Origin of the sequence: Lactiplantibacillus sp. B652 (assembly GCF_023806745.1) — a bacterium.
GTDB classification, from domain to species: Bacteria; Bacillota; Bacilli; order Lactobacillales; family Lactobacillaceae; genus Lactiplantibacillus; species Lactiplantibacillus pentosus.
This window is the reverse complement of record NZ_JAMSKY010000023.1, coordinates 1-13,834: the sequence shown is the minus strand read 5'-3', so window position 1 is coordinate 13,834 and position 13,834 is coordinate 1. Positions and strand designations below refer to the sequence as shown.

The 13,834-nt window shown below is 46.7% G+C and carries 13 protein-coding genes and 2 pseudogenes; 13 read left to right on the top strand and 2 right to left on the bottom strand.

Translation table 11 applies throughout. The features are described from left to right. From MZO40_RS15980 to MZO40_RS15950, 7 genes and pseudogenes are all read left to right on the top strand, one after another. Positions 1 to 106, top strand: a pseudogene (locus MZO40_RS15980) (IS5/IS1182 family transposase); the annotation flags it as partial. Between the two features lie 12 nt (positions 107 to 118). Next, positions 119 to 1,141 (top strand): annotated as a pseudogene (locus MZO40_RS15975) (DUF5776 domain-containing protein); the annotation flags it as partial. Between the two features lie 387 nt (positions 1,142 to 1,528). Next, positions 1,529 to 2,281, top strand: a complete 753-nt coding sequence (locus MZO40_RS15970; protein WP_105961764.1) for a hypothetical protein — start codon at positions 1,529 to 1,531, stop codon at positions 2,279 to 2,281. Next, a complete protein-coding gene (locus tag MZO40_RS15965) occupies positions 2,281 to 2,955 on the top strand; it encodes an ATP-binding cassette domain-containing protein (protein ID WP_225424071.1) in 675 nt (224 codons plus the stop codon). Before MZO40_RS15970 ends, MZO40_RS15965 begins: the two co-directional genes overlap by 1 nt. A gap of 35 nt (positions 2,956 to 2,990) precedes the next feature. Continuing rightward, positions 2,991 to 3,227, top strand: a complete 237-nt coding sequence (locus MZO40_RS15960) for an HU family DNA-binding protein (protein ID WP_181186592.1) — start codon at positions 2,991 to 2,993, stop codon at positions 3,225 to 3,227. 586 nt (positions 3,228 to 3,813) lie between these two features. After that, positions 3,814 to 4,374, top strand: coding sequence for a helix-turn-helix domain-containing protein (locus MZO40_RS15955; protein ID WP_105919751.1), 561 nt, complete (start codon positions 3,814 to 3,816; stop codon positions 4,372 to 4,374). Next, a complete protein-coding gene (locus MZO40_RS15950; protein ID WP_050338663.1) occupies positions 4,374 to 4,784 on the top strand; it encodes a protein-export chaperone SecB in 411 nt (136 codons plus the stop codon). Before MZO40_RS15955 ends, MZO40_RS15950 begins: the two co-directional genes overlap by 1 nt. A gap of 578 nt (positions 4,785 to 5,362) precedes the next feature. On the opposite strand, the gene MZO40_RS15945 is transcribed toward MZO40_RS15950, so the two are convergent. After that, a complete protein-coding gene (locus MZO40_RS15945) occupies positions 5,363 to 6,445 on the bottom strand; it encodes a hypothetical protein (protein ID WP_105961761.1) in 1,083 nt (360 codons plus the stop codon). Positions 6,446 to 6,666: 221 nt separating this feature from the next. Here MZO40_RS15945 and MZO40_RS15940 point away from each other — a divergent pair, with 221 nt between their 5' ends. After that, a complete protein-coding gene (locus MZO40_RS15940) occupies positions 6,667 to 7,773 on the top strand; it encodes an FAD-binding oxidoreductase (protein ID WP_056953099.1) in 1,107 nt (368 codons plus the stop codon). Here the strand turns inward: MZO40_RS15940 and MZO40_RS15935 are convergent. Then, complete coding sequence (locus MZO40_RS15935) at positions 7,770 to 8,156, bottom strand: ribonuclease HI family protein (protein ID WP_050338660.1); 387 nt, start codon at positions 8,154 to 8,156, stop codon at positions 7,770 to 7,772. The genes MZO40_RS15940 and MZO40_RS15935 overlap by 4 nt on opposite strands. Before the next feature lie 34 nt (positions 8,157 to 8,190). Here MZO40_RS15935 and MZO40_RS15930 point away from each other — a divergent pair, with 34 nt between their 5' ends. The 5 genes from MZO40_RS15930 (at position 8,191) to pyrR (ending at position 13,728) form a co-directional block, all read left to right on the top strand. Beyond that, positions 8,191 to 8,577 carry an EbsA family protein gene (locus MZO40_RS15930; protein ID WP_105961760.1) on the top strand — a complete coding sequence of 129 codons (387 nt, stop codon included), beginning with the start codon at positions 8,191 to 8,193 and terminating at the stop codon, positions 8,575 to 8,577. A gap of 97 nt (positions 8,578 to 8,674) precedes the next feature. Next, on the top strand, positions 8,675 to 10,330 hold the full coding sequence (locus MZO40_RS15925) for a formate--tetrahydrofolate ligase (RefSeq protein ID WP_252133415.1): 1,656 nt from the start codon (positions 8,675 to 8,677) through the stop codon (positions 10,328 to 10,330). 1,317 nt (positions 10,331 to 11,647) lie between these two features. Then, a complete protein-coding gene (gene lspA / locus MZO40_RS15920) occupies positions 11,648 to 12,097 on the top strand; it encodes a signal peptidase II (RefSeq protein WP_105961759.1) in 450 nt (149 codons plus the stop codon). Between the two features lie 19 nt (positions 12,098 to 12,116). Beyond that, complete coding sequence (locus tag MZO40_RS15915) at positions 12,117 to 13,040, top strand: RluA family pseudouridine synthase (protein ID WP_105924235.1); 924 nt, start codon at positions 12,117 to 12,119, stop codon at positions 13,038 to 13,040. A gap of 157 nt (positions 13,041 to 13,197) precedes the next feature. Further along, positions 13,198 to 13,728 (top strand): bifunctional pyr operon transcriptional regulator/uracil phosphoribosyltransferase PyrR, encoded by a 531-nt coding sequence (pyrR, locus tag MZO40_RS15910; protein ID WP_252133414.1) that lies wholly within the window; start codon positions 13,198 to 13,200, stop codon positions 13,726 to 13,728. The last annotated feature ends 106 nt before the right edge of the window (positions 13,729 to 13,834 follow it).

Here is a 13,834-nt window from a genome sequence, read left to right as displayed (position 1 = left end):
GCTAGGAAAATATCGGCGCCTCTGGCGCAATTGTGAGCGAAAGCTGAACACCAGTAAGATGATGATTAGCTTAGCCTTCCTGCGAATACTCTTGAAAAGATTCTAAACACGTTCTAAGAAGCTGTACAGCCGGTCGAACAAGAACACCAAGTTCTACGTTTTGGACTTTGAAACGACGTCGATGAGTAGTTCGGCGGCCAATGCGGCGGTCAAGGCGTGGTATAACGAGATGCGGTCGTTAACCAGCAAAAAGCTGATTTTTTACTCATATCAATCATTTGCGACGACCTATGCTAATACGGCGCGTCAGAGTTTTGATGCCCAGTGGATCGCTAACTATTCCTCGAAACCGACGATTTCATTTTCACTCTGGCAGTATTCTAGTAGCTACTACTTATCCTCATTAGGGCAATACGTGGATAACAGTCTGTACGACAGCGCTTCAGTAACGACGTATCATCCGTTGAGCTGGTGGACGTCAAGTAGCTCGGCTTCCAGTTCGTCGACCTCGTATGCTTATAGTAGTTATACGAAGGGCCAACACGTCTACTTGAATAAGAGTTCATCGACCTATTACGACGGAACGACGATTCCAAGCAGTGCCAAGCAGAAGTATTATAAAGTGACCGCCACGAAATCCGTCACGACCGGAAAGTCCAAACAATTGGTCTACCTGAGCGGCTTAAATAAGTGGGTTCGTTCGCAGGATGTGACGGGCTATTGGATTAGTCAACACCGGCTGTATAAGTTGCGTGAAAAGAGTACGTTGTTCAAAGACGTTAACTTGACGACCTCGACGGGTAAGACGCTGAAGAAGGGCGGTATTTACACCGGGACCCTGGTTAAGAGTGGCAACTTCTACCGGATCAAGACGAGCGGCGGTTACATTACGGCCAAAGTGTCGAAGTCTGATCATTGGTATTACGAATCACTCCCATCAAGCAAGTGGATCAAAGCCAAAGTGGGGCTGTACACGTATAACTCTTCTAACTTTGTGAAGTCTAATCGGCATGCTTACCATGCAGCCGGGGACAAAATCAAAGTCACGAAGATTTACAAACGGTCCGGTGGTTCGCGCTATTACAAGACCAATAAAGGCAATTATGTTTCAGCGAACCGCTCAAACGTGGTGACACAATAAAGGTAAATGCGAGTCGATTAATTAAATGATTCAAAGACCGATTGTGAGTTGATCAGGACATCCTGAAATTCGCAATCGGTCTTTTTTTGCGTGCTAGAATTTTGGTGACGTATGACCCGCAGCACGCTGTCTTGAAACGCATCGCGTGACCTTCCTGAGTTAATCGATACCTTTTTATCTCAAAGAGCAAGCTGGCTTTCGGCGGAGTCACTAAGCGTTTGAGACGTTATTCGGTTTATGAATTGAATATTAAGATTACATTAGTCTTTGCTAGCCGTTATCTTCGCAAATTAACCGTACTTAATGTTTAGATTTGCGACGACTTGCATTTCACTTGATGATAAATATATAATAAATTAATGAGATAATTAAGAGGGAGTGATGGGAATGCGCAAATATGGGGTGCAGGTGGCTGTTTACACGCAGTACTTTATGAAGGTGCTGCGTGATATGCCGGGGGTGATAGTTTATACGATTTGCCTACCACTCGTCTTTTTAGCACTGAATGTCGGTGATGCATTTTTCAAGCCACTGACGACAAGTGCGTATGTTGAACATATTATGCCGTATATCGGCTGGATGATTTTTTCCAACTGTTTGACCACCGCTGGCAACATTGCCAGTCTTCGGGAACAAGGCTACTTGAAGCAGTATCGAACACTGGTCGTCAGTCCGTCAGTGTTTATCGTCAGTCAGGCGCTGGTGAATGGCTTGCTGATGCTCAGCACGTTGTTCTTGATTGCAATTCTAAGCAGTATTGCCTTCAAGCTGGCTTTCTTGCCCTTGCTTGGTCAATTATGGCTGACACTGGTGTTGGTCTATTTGCCGGTGACTTGCTATAGTCTGCCGTTGATTGCGTTAGCTTGGCGTCAACGGGCAATCAATACCGCCATCAACGCTGTGTCATTATTAGTCATTATTGGCTCATTTGCCATCAATGCCGTGCTCAACTTACACGTTAGCAATCCGCTACTTAATCTGATCAGTCCGATTTACCTGGTCAATAATGTGTTTGCGATGCTTACCGTCGGGACGATTAGTCAGTTTATCGCGACTTATGGCGTTATTTTGGTCATCTTATTAGGCTTGGGCTGGTTCAGCTATCGACACTTGAAACTGTTGCCAACGGAGGGATTATAATGCGAGTTGAACATTTGAGTTACCAGTTTGACCAGCGCTCAGCACCATTTTTTGATGATTTGAGCTTTGAATTGAAAAGTCCGGGCGTTAATTTTTTGATTGGCCAAAATGGGGCTGGCAAAACGACGTTGGCGGATATTCTGACGGGATTACGACCGGCAACTGGAACCTTGGCATTGCCGCAGCGCGCGATTTATTTGAATCAACAATTACCCCTGTTGAGCTCAATTCGGGTGCGGGATGTCGCCCAACTCGTGCTCGGAATTGAGGATGGTCGACTGCAGGTGACGCTGACTGATTTTGAAGCCTTGGTGGATTCAGCGACATATGAGTTTCTGGCACCACTTTGGGATCAACGGTACGGACAACTGTCGGGTGGACAACGCAAATTGGTCCAGTTGCTCCTATTTTTGCAAGTCGACCGTGAATTAGTCGTCTTGGATGAACCAACGGCGGCAGTCGACCGACAAAACGTCCAACTATTATTTCAAGTGATGCAAGCGCATCCCGAACGCACATATCTAATGATCACCCATGACATTCGGGATATGCAGGCATTTGATGATTACCAGGTGTTGTGGCTTGATCAGCGCCAGGTCAAAACGCTGTCGAAAGCGACGTTTGAAAGTGTTGGTGGTCAGGCAGATTTCGTCAGCTTGTTTAAAGAGGCTTAGCTGACAGACACGCGCGTTCAATGACTAAAAATAGCGTGACCAAAAGAACGACATTAGTTCGAGAAATGTCCGCTGAGCGTGACTTTACAATCAACGAAGTTACAACCATTGTGAACAAGACTTTGGAAAAGCTCGTCGCGCATGCTGCGAACGATAATTCAGCGGCGTTTGTCGGTTTTGTAACTTTCAAATCAACTGGGCATGCCACTAGAAAAGGGCACAATCCACAAACAGGAGAAGCGATTATTATTCCAGCCCGTAGCGTACCTTAGTTTAAATTTGAGCAGACATTTAAGCAATGTATGCCCAAAAGTAATCATCCACTGTGATAAGCATTAACTACAATCAAATTTAAACAAGTTCGTTAAAGCCCCTTCTCAGTTTTCAACGTGAGAAGGGGCTTATTAGCATCAGAGCATATTTGTATTTTGTGAGATACATTTGTATTAAAATAGTATCAATAAATTTAGTCTGGATGTGCTAGTGTTGGCGAGCCGTGAAGAGATAAAGCGCGTAATTAAAGATATCCGTAATCGCCGAAACAAGTGGGTACTCAGTAGGCGTCCTAAAAATATGGCTACCTTGGCTAACTTAGCCATTCAAGAAACACTTGCCTTAGATATTATCTACAATAAAACTTCTTGGCAAGACTACATCTCCGGCCAGAAACAGATGACCACCCAAGACCCATTCCAGGAGATATCTGGGTGTTCGGATTAATCATAGAAGATGTGGAATGTTACTTGAAGTTTCAAGATCGGCCAAATGGTGGCGTCGTTTGGATTTCTCTGCACGATGCAAAATATCCTATGAATTATCCATACAAGTAGTTTCAAACAGTTTAGGGGGCTAGGCATAATGGCACAAAGAAAGTTCTATAATCCTGAATTAGACACGACTGAACTCTATACTGAAGTTTGGAAGATTGAGCTAGTTCAGGTACGTGATGAAAGTAATCTGATGGTTAGAAATCATTACTGGAAAGATAGCGATGGCGAGTTATGGGTTGATTTTAATAATCCAATGGAAAATGTGACTCGTAGTTTTGCGGCATATCGGTCGAAAAAAGGTTATATGACACCAGAGGATATTAGGAAATTGCGTCATAATCTAGGACTGACAGTGAGACAATTTGCTAAACGTCTTGGGATTGCACCGTCATCCTTAACACAGATTGAAAACAACTTGCGTGTCCAGGTTAAGTATCAAGATAATTTGTTTAAGGCTGCAAAAACCTTCTATGAGGAGAATGGCCATCTTCCAGGAAATTGTTCATCAAACGAAGACGGTGTTATTGATAAGCAACTAAGCGGCCTTTTAGATAAGTCAGAATATCAACCTAGTATCAATTACGCAGAAGATCATCTTTACACTAATAATATTTATACAGATTTAGAAGTGATGGGAGTTGCAGTTTAATGGATGTGTTACAATTTAACGGATACAGAGTTGAAAATATGAGTTATCAGAGAAATGATCAGTATCGGCAAACAAGTAAACAGATCATCTTTAGCCCTGAAATTTCAAGCGATATTGAAAAGAACGGTAACAATATCAGTGTCAGCTTAACAGTGGTTGTTGGCGCACTGGATAAGACAGAGACGCCATTTCAGGCAACATGTTCGTTGGTGGGATCATTTGTTTATCATCCCGAGGAAGACAAAGCCAACATTGGTCTAAATACATTGGTTCAGAAAAATGCTGTTGCAATTTTGTATCCTTACATTCGTGCAATAATTTCTATGTTGACCAACAGCTCTAATGAGTTTCCGGGGTTTAATCTACCAACGATCAATGTCAGTGACGCTTTAGCTCAGCAAAACAATTAAAACATGCCAAGATTAGCGCTGTAAAATCGAAATGGTTTTACAACGCTTTTTAAATTACAGTGGGACACGCGTTGTGCTAGTTATTCTTTAGCCTTAAAGATGGTTAACTCATGACAAGTTGGCGTCCTGTTCGTCAGCCGATGGATGTCTTAGTCTGACTTCCGGGGCCGGCTGACAATTGCTGGAACTTAAGTCGACATGAACTGGCCCCAAAAAGTTAGACACCATTGCCTAGATGCCCTTACAGCGGTTATTGAAGTGGCTCATTGGATAACGCCCACTGATGATAAGTTCAGATTGCTTGGTAAAATAATGCCAACAAGGCACGATCACTCTGGAAACTTGAGCATGTTGCATACCATACTCCCATTCAACAGCACTAGCTAATATCCCATCCTGTACCAATTTCATATTTCTGCTCTATATCTCGTCCTTTTTTAGCCGTCCTATAAAAAATACTCCTACCAAGGCAGACAGGCTTTAATTATTTGCTTGTCTACCTTGGTAGGAGTATACCCATTCAAGACATTTGGTCTTGGATGTCGTTTTTGTTAGCGCAACGCCGAAGCACGTTCAAATTAACCGAAATAATAAATGTAGCCGATGATCAAGCCCCAGAAAACGAGCCATAGGATGCTGAAGGCAATTTTGAAATAGTACAAATGGAAGCGATAGCGGCGAAATTGGTCGCTACCGGCAACTTTGAATTTGAGAGCCTTGGTATCCAATAATTGCAAATAATCATAGAATCGGGGTAACCATGCGCCACCCGTGATCAATACAATCAGGAGTGCAACCAGTGCAAACGCTGCGGCCGGATAAACGACGCTGGTATCAACTGCGAAGCTCGGCGCTAAAATGTTGGAATACGGTAACCACAGGGCATACAATCCCAACGCGTAACCAATAATCCGACAAATCTGAACAATGATCAGATGCGCTTTAACATCCGGCTGTTGATTCAGCAAGGCGCGGTTAGCTTGGTAGTGCACTGTCCCAAAACGAGCGCCATTTGAAATCAAGAAACGGTTCTGGTACAGGTAAGGCAATTGTGCCAGTAGCGCAACCAAGGCGACGACCGGGATTGCGATGACGACAACCATGATCAAGTATTCAATCGTCACTGCCGGCACGGTGCTGACGCGGTAGGCCCAGCTAATCATGCCGACTAAGAGGAAGCAATCTAGGGCTAAGACGCTCCAAATCTGGGTGCGACGATAACGTTCGAAAGTCGGCGTGTCGGCCAATTGCCAATTCTGATTCGGGTCGGTCTTGCGGCCAATCAGTTCATCATAAGCCTGTGATGGCCATACCAATGCCGGAACCAGTAACAAGATGACCCCAATTACAAGCGTCGCCATGCTGGCCACCACGCTGCGAATCGGGAATATCAGCAGCGGCAACTTGGTCATAATCAGGTAGCAACTGACCAAGAGGCTGATGACACCTAGACACCCACACACTAGGAGCCCGTAGTATAAGCCCTTCAAACGGGGCACCTTGTTCGTGATCGACTGACGGACCTGATGCTGTAACGTCAACTGTTCACGTAACGGCAATGGCTTAGTGGGCTGAATGACCGGATGCTGCAAACCGCGGTATACCAGCCAACCAGTGAGACCTAAGAGTAAAACTAAGAGAATCCAAATAATAACTAACATGGCAAAAGTCCTTTAAAACAATATAGTCGTGCTATTTTCAAGTGTAAAACGAAAATATGGTCAAAATGTGATTAAATTTTAAAACTTGATGCTTTTTTAAGGGTTGCGGGTTGTTACACCTGATCTAATGCCGTCAACAATGTCAACCAGCGAATCGATTCCCCGTAATAAAACGGAGTATGCTAAAATGAAAGCAGATTGGTTGTGGAGGCGTTGTACAAATGCAAAAACAAGTGACAATTATTGGCAGCGGCATCGTTGGCGCTGTGACCGCGTATTATTTAAGTAAGGATCCGAACTTGAGCGTCACGATTTATGATGAAGGGATTGGTCAAGCGACCAAGAACTCTGCCGGTATTATTTCACCGTGGCTCTCCAAGCGGCGTAATCAGCGCTGGTATCGACTGGCCAAAGCCGGTGCGGCACTGTATCCAGAAATCGTGACCGATACGCAGATGGGTTACTCAGTCTATCAGCAGGCGGGAACGATCGTCACGCGGGCTGATCCGGACGACTTACAAGCGTTGTACAAGTTAGCTTTGGAACGGCGGCAAAGCGCACCGCAGATGGGAACAATTGAAAAATTGAGCGCTGAAGCCGTTCAAGAACGAATTCCGTTGCTGACGGCCCCGCAACCGGGGGTGTTTGTCAGTGGTGGTGCCCGCGTTGACGGTGACAAGTTTGCCCATAACCTACTCAAGTATGCTGAAAAGCGCAACCTCATTCGTCATAAAGGTAAGGTTCGCCTGGGTGATCAGGGCCAGTTGTTGACGGTCAACGGGCAACAAAGCTATGATACGCTCATTCTAGCGGTCGGCGCATGGCTGAAGCCATTATTATTACCGATGAAAATTATTGCTGACGTGCGACCGCAAAAGGGGCAACTGATCGAGATGCAATTGCCGGAGACCTGGGCAGATGATGTTCCCGTCTTGATGCCGGAAGGTGAGCGCGACTTTATTCCATTTACTCGGAGTAAACTAGTCGTGGGTGCGACCCATGAAAATGACCAGGGGTATGACCTACAAGTTTCGTCGCTAGTCGAAGACGACTTGTTCGCGAGTGGCTTAAAATTAGATGCAAACTTGACCAAGGATCAAATCAGCCAAGTCAAGGTTGGGACGCGAGCATATACGCGCGACTTCGCACCATTCTTTGGACCATTACCAGACAACCCGCACATTCTTGTCGCTAGTGGACTTGGTTCTTCTGGTTTGACGACCGGACCGATGATTGGCAAGCTATTGGCTGATTACGTCCAAACTGGCGCGCACGATTGGGAGCAGTACCAATTACCGATTGAGACTTATTTAGAAGCGGCTGATTAGTGTTTCAGGTGCAATCCCTGCTGTGCGAGTTGATGGGCGCCGTGATTTTCACTTTCGGCGATCCATTGGGTGACGACCAGTTGGCATTGATCTTGTAAGTGTAGTAAAGTCGCGAGCTCGACGGCATAATGTTTGCTGTAACCTTTGGCGACACTGTCCGCAACGATTTGGCTGTCGGTGTAAAAGAAGACACTGACTGCGGAACCATAAGAATCCAATAAAGTTTTGAAGCCAGCAATCGCCGCGAGAAATTCTGCGGTATGATTATCGCTGTTCGGCAAGACTTGTTTAAATTGGTGCTGCTGGCCCTGGTCGATGATCAGGATTCCAGCGGCACTTTGATGATTATCGGGCGCCGTGGCGGCATCCGTATATAATTGCATAAAACTCACTCCAATGTGAAAGGAATTGTAACTCTTGGATAACGATAAGCATACCTTTAAATACCAACCAATGCTAGCGTCAAGTGTGATCGTCTGGTCGTGGACCTTGCTCGTTTTGATGGCTGGCATCATTGTCTGGTTGGAACTGCTGAAGTTCAAATGGTGGTTTTTACTGATTGCGGCGGTCTTTGTCGCGTTAGTTGCCGTCCAGATCAGTTTGCGCCGGGTGACCATCAATCACAATTTGATTATCTTCAGTACGGTTTTAAATCACTCGTGGTTAGTGATTCCACGCGACCAGCTAGAACTGATCGCACCGATTCGGGGCGGCTTGAAAGTTCAGATTGACGGTAACCAATATCATTTTTTGATGCGTAAAAAGGCCCGTAATACCCTGATTGAGCTGGCAACTAGCCATTAATAACGAACAATGAAAGCATTTATAATAAATAAAGTTCCTGTTTACCGGATTAATTGTTATAATTGAGTTGTAATAAAAAACGAAGGGCGGAGAATTGATGAAAGACATTGAAATTGCGCAACAAGTCACACCAGAACCAATTACGAAAATCGCGGCGAAAGCTGGTTTGACAGTTGATCAAATTGATCCTTATGGCAGTACCAAGGCCAAGTTAAAGTTACCATTACCAGTGAAGGAAACCAAACGCAAGCTCATTTTGGTCACGTCAATCAATCCGACTCCGGCCGGCGAAGGTAAGTCGACCGTCACGATCGGTCTGGGTGATGCTTTGACCAAGATTGGTCAGTCGACCATGATTGCTTTACGGGAACCCTCACTGGGGCCGGTCATGGGCATGAAAGGTGGCGCCACGGGTGGTGGTTACTCCCAAGTGATTCCGATGGAGGACATCAACCTGCATTTTACGGGAGATATGCACGCTTTGACCGCCGCAAACAATACCTTGGCAGCGTTAATCGACAATCATATCCAACAAGGCAACCAGCTCGGCATCGACCAGCGTCGGATTCAATGGAAACGCGCGCTGGATATTAACGACCGGGCGTTGCGCCACGTCGTTATCGGGCTAGGTGGGGCAACTTCCGGTGTGCCGCGTGAAGATGGCTTCGACATCACGGTCGCTAGCGAATTAATGGCGATCTTGTGCTTGTCTGAAAACATTGCGGATTTTAAGCGGCGTGTCAACCGCATCGTGATTGGCTATACGCATGACCGGCAACCCGTGACCGTCGCAGATTTACAAGTTGGTGGCGCGATCACACTCCTATTAAAGGATGCGTTGCGGCCCAACTTAGTGCAGACGTTGGCCCACACGCCAGCGCTCGTGCACGGCGGGCCATTTGCGAACATTGCCCACGGCTGTAATAGTGTGTTGGCGACCCAGGCTGGGCTGAATTTAGCCGACTACACCGTCACCGAAGCAGGATTCGGCGCCGATTTGGGTGGTCAAAAGTTCATGGATATCAATGTTCCGGCCGTTGGACAAGCCCCGAACGCCGTCGTAATCGTTGCGACGATTCGTGCGCTTAAAATGCACGGTGGCGTGGCTTTGAAAGATTTGGAGACTGAAAACGTTGAAGCCCTACAAGCTGGCGCTGCTAACTTAGGGCATCATATCAAGGCCATGCAACGCTATGGCGTCCCGGTCGTCGTTGCCATCAATGAATTTACGGCTGATACCGATGCTGAAATTCAAGCAGTCAAAGCTTACTGTGCCGATTTGGGGGTTCAAGCGGTCTTAGCCGATGTCTGGGGCAAGGGCGGCGATGGTGCGACTGAGCTTGCTCAGGCCGTTGTCGACTTGTGCGACCAGCCGAGTGACTTCAAGCCGTTATCACCGGCGGATGCTGATTTGGAAACTAAGATTGAAGCCATCGTCACGAAGACGTATGGTGGCGCTAAGGTATCTTACTCTGCTAAGGCCAAACGGCAATTGAAGACCTTTGCCAAGCAGGGTTGGGACCACTTACCGGTCTGCATGGCGAAGACCCAATATTCGCTGAGTGATAATCCTAAACTGCTTGGTGCGCCGACTGGTTTTACGATCAATGTACGTGAATTCGTGCCAAAGTTGGGTGCCGGCTTCATCGTTGCCTTAACGGGTAACGTCTTAACGATGCCAGGCTTGCCAAAGCATCCGGCAGCCCTGGATATGGATATCACGGATGATGGCAAAATCTCCGGGTTGTTCTAAAGTCGTGCAGTTGCACGAGCATCCTTTAATTTTAAATTGAGTTAAGCGTTGCTGACGGTCGTCATGGACCGGCGGCAGCGCTTTTTTGATATGAGCAGTTGAATTTCGCCACTCAGCAGTCCACTGCTGAAACTGGCGGCGCGCTGTGCTAGTTCTAGCATTAAGGATGATTAAATCATGCTATTTTCTAAGTTCAAGAACTGCCAGCTGAGACCCGCTGGAAACAGTGCGAGTTACCGTAAACTTGCTGTGGTGGATGCTTCCTAGTCCGGCTTCCAGGCATTTCTGACAACGCTGGAACGCGATGGACACAGATTTAAGCCGAAAGCCCGCGTCTTAAATACTGGTCTTTCATGTTAGCTGCAGTATAGATGAAACGTGTTCGGGTCAGACTGGGACTTCCGGTTAGCTACGCCAGAACGCCAAGCGGAAATGCGCCACTTAACGCTCTAGCTAGGCTAATCCTCAGTCCCAACCCGTCTGAACCTCACACTCTGAAAAACGCTGAGCATTGTCAGAAACACCTTCCAGCCGGGATGCTATTCGAAAGGCAGACATGTGCGGGCTAACATTTTGTTGGATTTGTCGTTGGTTACTTGGTACACAGTCACTTTGATATTCAACTGTCAGACTAGTCTTTAATGATAACTAAAGTTCCTTACTTATACTGTCAGACAAGCGACCTCACTGAACTTGTCAGAATCTTCTTTAGTCGTCTGGGATAAACAAGTCTCCAATTATAAGCGAAGGTAATTTTATCGACTAAATTCAAGACTAGTTACCATTGAAGTTTGTGGCATTGAGATGAGTGAGCAATATCTAGATAATCCTCTCAGTACTCAAATGGCATAGAACATGATTGACACCGATTGAAAGTTTGCCTGAAGGGCCGGTCTCCTAATATTCAATGGTCAATTGCACCAAGATAGGTGGCCGTTCATCTGCCATTCGAGCGGCTTCCCGACTGTAGGGGCTGGCTGACAATGCTCAAGGGCGAAATTCTTCTTGTCCGGGTGAATTTCCCGGGCTAGAAGAAGACTCGTATTTGAAATTGCGCAGTGGGTTGCTGCGTGAGTTCAAATCGATGTCCGCCCTGTTCCAGCGTTGTCAGCCGGCCCCGGAAGTCGGACTAAGACGCGCATCGGCTGACGAACAGGAATCCACTAACTAGCATGATTTAATCATGATTCATGACAAATTAACCAGTACAATACGTAAGCAACCAATAAAAACCGTGCTTTTTACAAGCCAGTTTCGTACAAGCGGGGCGTCTTTTGGTATAATTAAACACAGCTTAGCGAAATGTGAGGGCAAAATATGTGGATTTATATTCTATTGATGGTGGCGTTGGTCGCAGCTGACCAGGCTATCAAAGCAACAATTGTGAGTCATATCGCACTAGGGGCCAGCACGAGTGTGGTTCCCGGCCTATTATCATTGACCAATTTACATAACAATGGGGCCGCCTGGAGCATTCTGGAAGGCAAAATGAGTTTCTTCTACTTAATCTCAGTCGTGGCGCTGGTTATCATGGGTTACTTGTTATGGCGGTTGCGCGGTAAAAGGGCGTATGAGGTCGGCATCTCACTGATGATTGCCGGTACGTTGGGTAATTTCATTGACCGTGTGCGGCTGGGTTATGTCGTTGATATGTTCCAACTTGATTTTATTAATTTTCCAATCTTTAACTTTGCGGATTCGTGCCTGACGATCGGTGTGATTTTCATTTTGATTGGGGTCTTACGGGACGATAGTTTTGACAAATAAGTAATAGGGAGCTGATAGCGTGGCAGGAGCGACCACGGAACAACAATATACGATTACGACGCAACAAGGTCGTTTGGATAAAGTGTTAGCTGGACTGCAGTCTGACTGGACACGTTCACAGGTCGATAAGTTGATCAAAACGGCGCAAGTAACGGTCAACGGTGAGGTTCAACCTAGTAAGTACAAGGTCAAAGTGGGCGACCAAATCACCGTCGCAGCCCAAACGGTCCAAACGACGACCATCGAACCGGAAAATATCCCGTTGGACATTGTTTATGAGGATGACGATGTACTCGTCGTCAATAAGCCCCAAGGGATGGTCGTGCATCCGGCACCCGGGCATCCCGACCATACTTTGGTCAACGCCTTGCTATATCATAGTCCGTTATCGACCATCAACGGCGAGTTTCGGCCGGGTATCGTGCACCGAATCGATAAGGATACGTCTGGCCTACTGATGGTTGCGAAAAATGACCGGGCACATCAGTCACTAGCGGCGCAACTCAAAGCCAAGACCAATCTGCGCGAATACGTCGCGTTGGTCCACGGCGTGATCAAGGAAGAGACTGGGACGATCAATGCACCTTTAGGTCGTTCGCCTAAGGATCGCAAGAAACAGGCCATCGTTAAGACTGGCCGACCAGCGGTAACGCATTTTAAAGTTTTGAAACGCTACCAGCACTACACGTTGATTAGCTGCCGTTTAGAGACCGGGCGGACGCACCAGATTCGGGTCCACTTGCAGTCAATTGGTCATCCACTGGTTGGTGACCCCTTATATGGGCCCAAAAAGACCATTAAGGGACAGGGTCAGTTTTTGCATGCGCGCTTGCTCGGTTTTAAGCATCCTGTGACAGGGCAGCTGCTGACGTTTGAAGCACCCTTGCCACCGATTTTTACTGAAACCCTGGCTAAGCTTGACAAAACCGATTTGAATCATTAATCTAACAGTAAAGAATGTCCTTTAATCCGGCCCTGCGAGACTGAAAGGCAACCTGTTAACAATAACTTTTGTCGGCGGCCGTGACTCTGTGTCCGGCCGCCTTTCTTTGTCATATGGGTGGTTCAAATGAACGTTAATCACAAACTGGGAGGCAAATATGCAAAAAGAAGTTGTTGATTCAATGGCGATGAAACGGGCGCTGACCCGGATCACGTACGAAATCATTGAGCAAAATAAAGGCATCAAAAATATCGTGTTGGTGGGCATCAAAACTCGAGGCGTTTATATTGCACAACGCATCGCAGCCCAACTCCAGCAGCTGGAGGGCACCGCGATTCCCGTTGGTGAATTGGATATCACCGCTTTTCGCGATGATCAGCCGCTGGATGCCGCGCGCAATGCCCATGACTATCAGCTGGCATTCTCAGTAGCTGACAAACGGGTCATTCTGGTTGACGACGTCCTCTTCACTGGTCGAACGATTCGCGCCGCTCTGGATGCCCTGATGGGTGGTGGTCGGCCGCAAAGTATTGCACTGGCGGTCTTGGTTGATCGTGGTCACCGGGAATTACCGATTCGCGCGGACTTTATCGGTCGCAACATTCCGACTGCGCGTCAGGAACGCATTCGGGTCACTGTCAGTGAAATTGACGGGCACGACGGCATTGAAATTATTAGCCGGATTTAAAATTGAAGTGCAACACCTAAATGACTAGACCAAAAAGGCCATGAAGACCTATTCTTATAGTTACCACAACAAATAAGAAAAGAGATGTCTTCATGACCCTTAACCA

Coding starts and splice junctions, on each gene's coding strand:
- MZO40_RS15970 (WP_105961764.1), top strand. CDS start 1,529: ATGCGCAAATATGGGGTGCAGGTGGCTGTTTACACGCAGTACTTTATG.
- MZO40_RS15965 (WP_225424071.1), top strand. CDS start 2,281: ATGCGAGTTGAACATTTGAGTTACCAGTTTGACCAGCGCTCAGCACCA.
- MZO40_RS15955 (WP_105919751.1), top strand. CDS start 3,814: ATGGCACAAAGAAAGTTCTATAATCCTGAATTAGACACGACTGAACTC.
- MZO40_RS15950 (WP_050338663.1), top strand. CDS start 4,374: ATGGATGTGTTACAATTTAACGGATACAGAGTTGAAAATATGAGTTAT.
- MZO40_RS15945 (WP_105961761.1), bottom strand. CDS start 6,445: ATGTTAGTTATTATTTGGATTCTCTTAGTTTTACTCTTAGGTCTCACT.
- MZO40_RS15940 (WP_056953099.1), top strand. CDS start 6,667: ATGCAAAAACAAGTGACAATTATTGGCAGCGGCATCGTTGGCGCTGTG.
- MZO40_RS15935 (WP_050338660.1), bottom strand. CDS start 8,156: ATGCAATTATATACGGATGCCGCCACGGCGCCCGATAATCATCAAAGT.
- MZO40_RS15925 (WP_252133415.1), top strand. CDS start 8,675: ATGAAAGACATTGAAATTGCGCAACAAGTCACACCAGAACCAATTACG.
- lspA (WP_105961759.1), top strand. CDS start 11,648: ATGTGGATTTATATTCTATTGATGGTGGCGTTGGTCGCAGCTGACCAG.
- pyrR (WP_252133414.1), top strand. CDS start 13,198: ATGCAAAAAGAAGTTGTTGATTCAATGGCGATGAAACGGGCGCTGACC.